The sequence below is a fragment of the Roseovarius sp. genome (genome assembly GCF_018066915.1).
In the GTDB taxonomy this organism is placed as follows: Bacteria; Pseudomonadota; Alphaproteobacteria; order Rhodobacterales; family Rhodobacteraceae; genus Roseovarius.
The window spans coordinates 1-5,671 of record NZ_JAGPVV010000339.1 but is presented as its reverse complement, the minus strand read 5'-3'; the positions used below and the strand labels follow the sequence as shown (position 1 = coordinate 5,671).

Annotated in this window: 7 protein-coding genes and 1 pseudogene; all 8 read right to left on the bottom strand. The window is 59.6% G+C overall.

Annotated features, from left to right (window positions below; all coding sequences use genetic code 11):
• Positions 1–197 (bottom strand): hypothetical protein (locus KBT70_RS18865; RefSeq protein WP_296637803.1); only part of this gene is annotated, 197 nt, incomplete at its 3' end.
• A 2-nt stretch (positions 198–199) separates the two neighbouring features.
• Positions 200–931: a TrbG/VirB9 family P-type conjugative transfer protein gene (locus KBT70_RS18860; protein ID WP_296637801.1), complete on the bottom strand. Its 732-nt coding sequence runs from the start codon at positions 929–931 to the stop codon at positions 200–202.
• A gap of 3 nt (positions 932–934) precedes the next feature.
• Positions 935–1,579 carry a type IV secretion system protein gene (locus KBT70_RS18855; protein ID WP_009819920.1) on the bottom strand — a complete coding sequence of 215 codons (645 nt, stop codon included), beginning with the start codon at positions 1,577–1,579 and terminating at the stop codon, positions 935–937.
• Positions 1,580–1,581: 2 nt separating this feature from the next.
• On the bottom strand, positions 1,582–2,583 hold the full coding sequence (locus KBT70_RS18850; RefSeq protein WP_296637797.1) for a type IV secretion system protein: 1,002 nt from the start codon (positions 2,581–2,583) through the stop codon (positions 1,582–1,584).
• Positions 2,583–3,071 carry a hypothetical protein gene (locus KBT70_RS18845; protein ID WP_151975968.1) on the bottom strand — a complete coding sequence of 163 codons (489 nt, stop codon included), beginning with the start codon at positions 3,069–3,071 and terminating at the stop codon, positions 2,583–2,585. Before KBT70_RS18845 ends, KBT70_RS18850 begins: the two co-directional genes overlap by 1 nt.
• A gap of 3 nt (positions 3,072–3,074) precedes the next feature.
• Positions 3,075–3,884, bottom strand: coding sequence for a type IV secretion system protein (locus KBT70_RS18840; protein WP_296637794.1), 810 nt, complete (start codon positions 3,882–3,884; stop codon positions 3,075–3,077).
• Positions 3,874–4,962 (bottom strand): lytic transglycosylase domain-containing protein, encoded by a 1,089-nt coding sequence (locus KBT70_RS18835; protein WP_296637793.1) that lies wholly within the window; start codon positions 4,960–4,962, stop codon positions 3,874–3,876. Before KBT70_RS18835 ends, KBT70_RS18840 begins: the two co-directional genes overlap by 11 nt.
• Before the next feature lie 165 nt (positions 4,963–5,127).
• Positions 5,128–5,671, bottom strand: a pseudogene (locus tag KBT70_RS18830) (type IV secretion system protein B4); the annotation flags it as partial.

The window sequence follows — 5,671 nt, the reverse complement described above, 5'->3', positions numbered from 1 at the left end:
CCGTCGACCTGATCCTGAAAGTCGTCGGCTTTCGATGTTTCAACGGCAGAAGTGATGCCGCTGCCTTGCACAAGCGGGTAGGCAATGATGGCGGTCCCTGCCAGAAGCAATGCACCCAAACCAAGCCTGAGCCCGAGAGATGCGCGCCGCTTGGGCGCGAAGCTGTATTCCTTTTCCCCGGTTTTCTCGTCGCTCATGATCAGAACTCCCGTCCACGCAGGGCGGCCACGGCAGCAGCCTCGGTCGTGAACCCACCAGTCTCACGGGTAATGCAGATATGATCGTCGCCCATGCGGATCGTGTAGGCGTCCCGCACGCCGGTGACCCTCACGACCGCACCTTGGGTCTGGCTGTTCTGGGTGATCTCGTAGCCTTGGGCGTTCAAGCCGAAGATCGAGGGCCGCACGCCGGGCCGGAATTCAAAGAAGGTCGAGCGCCCATCATTCCAGACCCGCACCGGGCGGATCGCACCGCTGCCCGCGAACTGATAGCCGGTATCTCGGCCTCCAGCCGCAAGCTGGCGCCCGGCGGGTCGCTCGTCGGGAAAGTTTACAACGACCCGAAAAGACTGTGTCCGCGAGCGTCCCTCTGTCAGATAGAAGGCGACAGCGCGGCGGTTGGTAAAGATCGTCAGGTTTGTCGCGGCCCGTGCCTCGACAGGCTTGATCGAGATCGTATTGCGGTTTGACAGAACCTCCACTTCATAGGACGCGGAGTCACCGATCAGGACTTGATTGATCCGTTCGCCGGGACCGAGTTCGATTGACGTGTTTACCCGAAGGTGGGTGTCGATCCGGATCACATCCGTAGGGTTGAAGGTCACGTGGCGAACGCGGGCGTCCTGACCCATGGTGACCGGTGCACGCTCGGCCCATGCGGGCGTTGCGAGCAATCCCCAGACCGTTGCGATGGCAAGAAGAAAGGATTTCATGAATTATTCTCGTGTCAGTGTTTCGGCATCGACCCGGTAAGCGGTCACCGAGAAGCCAAGGGGATTTTCCCAAACGCGTGTCAGGGAGCGTTCGCGGCGGGGGGCAAATTCAAACCCTACGGTGGCGATGAATGTTTGCGTGACGGGGGTCTGGTTGGGTCGGGTGAGGCGTTTGTCGAACCGGATCTGGGCCACTTCGTCTTGCAGGAAGGTGATCGCCCGCACGCGGACATCGACCTGCGCATTCGCGCCATAGCTGCGTGGTGGATAATTCTCGGACCCCGTGGTCCAGAGTTCTATCAGCGAGGCGCGCGCTGGCCCGCTGGAGCGCCGCTGGACACTTTCGAGCCGTTCTTGAATGCCGTTTCTAAAATAGCTTTCGCGGTCGCTGATATAGCTGACAAGCAGGGATTCCTTGATCGCTTCCTCATCGGTGATACCGGTCGGCTGAACCTGGTAGATGCGTTCTGCTGCACCCGACGTGCTGTCGACGAGGACCGTAAACACTTCGGTTTCGCGCAGGGGCAACATAACCGTAATGGTCAGGGCCAACAGCACGGATACGGCGCAGGAACAGCCCGCAACGATCCATGCGGCGCGCGCTGCCCGGCGCGGACCCATCACCAAATCGATATCGAAACCACTCATGACTATCCCTTCTTCATCTTTCCGGCGAGCTTGACCGCACCGCCCGCATAGCTCCCGGCACGGGCCGCGCTGGATGATCGGTCGGAGACGCCCTGTCCCTGAACTCCTGCGTTGAAGCCCCGTCGCATGTCATCTCCGCCTCGGATCGCGGCACCGGTATTGCGCCACGCGTTCCCGGGCATCCGCGCGGCATTTGCACCGATCGAGGCGAGGCCGATGTTCGTGGCGGCAAGCCCTTGCGCGAAAGTTGGCACGAGCAACATCAGGCCGGCGCCGATCATCATCACCACGACGAACGAAATCGCGTCCCCGAGTGTTTCGACGCTGTCGAGGCTCCCCGGCGCGACGGCGTTGCCAGTGGCAATGGTAAATCCTGCCATGGCAGCCACGAAAAGCGGCACAAAGGAAAAACCGATGGCGAGTTTGACCCAGGCCTCGAACAGCGGCGCGGATTGTTTGAACAATGTGCAGGCCACGGCCACTGGTGCGATGGCGATCAATACCGCCAACATGATCTTGGCAGCCGACAGAACGATGATGGTGATCGTCGCCATGGCGGCGGCCACAAGAAACATGACCACGCTGGTCATGGCACCGGCCAGCCAGCCTCCATTCTGGCTGATCGCCTGTCCGACATTCAGGGCTTGGGAGTAGAGATCGTCGATTCCATCATAAAGGTTCCCAACTGTGCCGCCTGACAGTGAGTTCAGTATCCCAGCGCCGAGCTCCGCCGGGGCGTTTGTCAAAGCGTCATAGGGGACAGAGAGGTTCGCGAAGGTCAGGAACACGTTCACCAACGCCAAACGCAGACCAAGGGCGACGATCGTTGCACGCGTAAGTTCAACGCTTTGGATCAGCAAATTGGCACCAACGAGGATCGTTACTAATACGGACGCTGCTCGCACCACGGGGCGCACAGCTGCAACGGTGTTGTCATAGGTATCAGCTGCGACACCTGCCACAGTCGCGTCGACCATAGTCAATACGTCCGCGATGATCGCCATTACGAGCCACAGCTTTCTTTGCGAAAGGTTGCATACCGTTGATCAATGGTATTCCACTCAGCATTTCGATACCGGCGCATGGTATTGAAATCCGCCGCTGTGAGCGCATGCGCAGGCTTGTCGACCCGTTCAGTTGTGAACGCATCGAGCGACCCGAGATCATAGATGCAGCCGCAGAAGCCCTGCGACATTGCTAGCTCTCTCAGGTCAGTGCCAAAGCCCCATCGAACCGCTCCACGGAAAATCTCGTTGCCGAAAAAATCAGTGTCCGGATAGCTGAATGTGCAGGTTTGCGGCTTCGGGAACATCAAGAGCCCTCTTGCCTGTACCTCGCGCATCAGATCGAGGAGGCGTTCTTCCTCCCCATTTTCGGTGGCAGTGACGACCTCCCCGAGCAACGTATCGTCGGGCAGGTCTTGCAAGTCTTCCGCCCAGGCACTGCCTGCTAGGGCGATGAAAACTGCAACTGCTTTGAGTGATGTATTCAAGGGTCAGTCCTCAGCGCCGGAAAAATCAAAAAAGGAGCGTGTGCGGGCCTGCTCGGCCGCGAAATCGATGCCATTTTGACCTTGCGCCAAGCCTTGGGCGGCATTCAGGCGCCACATCTGGCCCAGCATGTAATTCGTCTCCGCGGCCATACGCGTGTTGAGATCGATCGATTCCTTGAGCGTTTCCTGATCGCCAATCGCTTCCACCAGCCCATCGATACGCTCGATGCTCTGGGCGGCTTCCTCGTAGGAAATTTGGGCTTGCCCGATAACCATGGCATTGGCAGCCGCCAGATCGGCTATGGCAGCGCCTTGCGGGTTCCCGGCGTCGTTCAGCTCGGTGAGTTTTTCCGAGGTGAACCCCGCACTGGCCATGGTCTCGCGCATGGCATCTGCGGCGCGGCGCTCACCCATGGTGACGTCGCCATCGAGCAGATTGTCCAGCAGGCTGTCAAAATCCCCGAGTGACAGGTTGTCCATGAAACCCGATAGATCGGTGATCTTCTGGGCGCGGGCACGCAGGTCCTCCACATCGTTGTAAAGGGCTGCGATTTCATTCAGGCCGGTAATTGAACCCAGGACGTCATCAAGAAGGCCCTGAATATCAGTGAGGCGCTCGATCTGGGTGCGCAATTCCTCGATTTGCTGGAGCTGGTTTTCCGCATCGCGCAGCGCGGCCTGCAGCTGCTCGATATTCTGCGCGAGGTTCGATCCATCGATCACAGGCACACCCTGAGCGAGGGCAGGGGGCGGGTGTGCCGCCATGAGAGTGCCCGCGACAATAATTGCGGCAATGCGGGTGTCAGCCCTCATCGGAATACCTCCAGAAAGTGGATTGCTCTAGGTGATCGGCGGCCTCGGTCAAACCTTGTGCCGCTTCGACTTTCACGTGGGTCGCGCGCAGACGCAGCGTCAGCGCCATGAGCCGCGCCCGTTCAGCAAGCATATAGGTGGAGCGGTCCAGCGCCTCTTTTGCGTTACGGGGCGGATCTTCACGCAAAAGCGCCGCGATCCTCGTCATGGCCTGATCGATCTGGGTGCCCATGTAGGCGCCATAGCCGACCGAGGCATCCGCCCAGTAGCCCCAGGCGGCCGAGGCACCATCGAAGCCCGCCAGTGACCCCGTCATGTCGACGCCGGTGATGGTGCCAAGATAGTCGTTGTAATAGCCGTTGATGCGCCGGATGTAGGTCTGGGTTTCCTCGAAAGGAGGCACACCACCATATTCGAGAACACGGCCGGGGCCTGCATTATAGGCCGCCAGAGCGTGATCGATCCGACCGAAGCGGTTCAGTTGCGTGAGAATGTAGCGTGCGCCACCGTCCAGGTTTTCCCAAGGATCATACGGGTTCACACCGAGATCCGATGCTGTGCCCGGCATCAGCTGGCAAAAACCGCGCGCACCCACGTGGGAGACGGCTGCATTGTTGAAACGACTTTCCTGCTTGATCAGTGACTGAAACAGGATACGCCATGTCAGTGGCGTCAGACCGGCGGCCGCAACACCGGGATGACCCTCATAGCGCCGCGCCACCGTGATGATCATGCGCTCCACGTCGCTTGGCTCACCGAAGAGGCGATCGGCATCAGGATGATCTTCCTGGGCTGGGTAAGTCTCTGCAGCGCTCGCCCAGCCGGGCCCACCAGCCTCGAACCCACTCAGGTCGGTGACACCGGTGGTCTCCGCAAGGAAACGCTCATAGGCTTCAAGCTGCTCTTGATAGATGTCCGCTTGTTCCTGGCGGGCGTCGCGCTTCTGGCCCTGCCGCAAGGCGTCGCGTGCGAGCTCTTCGACGCGCGACACAGCGCGGGCAAGGTTGGAGCCATCGATCACTGGCACGCCCTGCGCGGAGGCAAGCGAGCCAAGACCCAAGGCCAACGGAATCGCCATTCTAGAAGCTCTGGAAATCACAATGCGCATTCCGAGAAACAAGGTCAGGAGCAGGGGCCGAGAACGCGATAGAGGGCCGCTCAAAACAGGGCGATCGCACGCCTGTTGATGCACCTTCGCAAGCGCTCAGGACCGTCATGGCGACCAACAGAAAAAATCGTGCTTTCACATCATGTCCTTCCAGAATTCTTCTTTCTTGCGCCAATCAGCAGGCGCCTTTTCCTCGCCGGTCTTGCCGCCACCAAGAACAGCAACCAGACCACCCAAGCCTGCGAGATCGGTATTGACGAACACGCTGTCGGCGCCAGAACGGATCAATGCCAGCCGCAACCCGGCTGTCGGGCTGGAAAGAAAATCCGCCTCGCGCGCGTTCAGGCGCAGGATGCTGTAATCCTCCGGATTTGCCCGTGGATTGGGAAACAGGATCTGGGTTGCCACACTTTCCGCGATGATCTGGCCGACCGAACTTTGGTCTAGATGACCCGGTGTCTGGGTCAACATCATCACCACGCAGTTGCGCTTGCGCATGGTAACCAGCCAGTCATGGAGGCGCTTGACGAAGATATCGTCAGCCAACATCTTCCACGCCTCGTCGATCACAATGATTGTTGGTCTGCGATCCTCGATCACGCGCTCGATACGGCGGAAGAGATAGGCGAGCAGGGCGGAGCGTTCTGCGTCCTGGTCCAGAAGTTCGGTCATGTCGAGA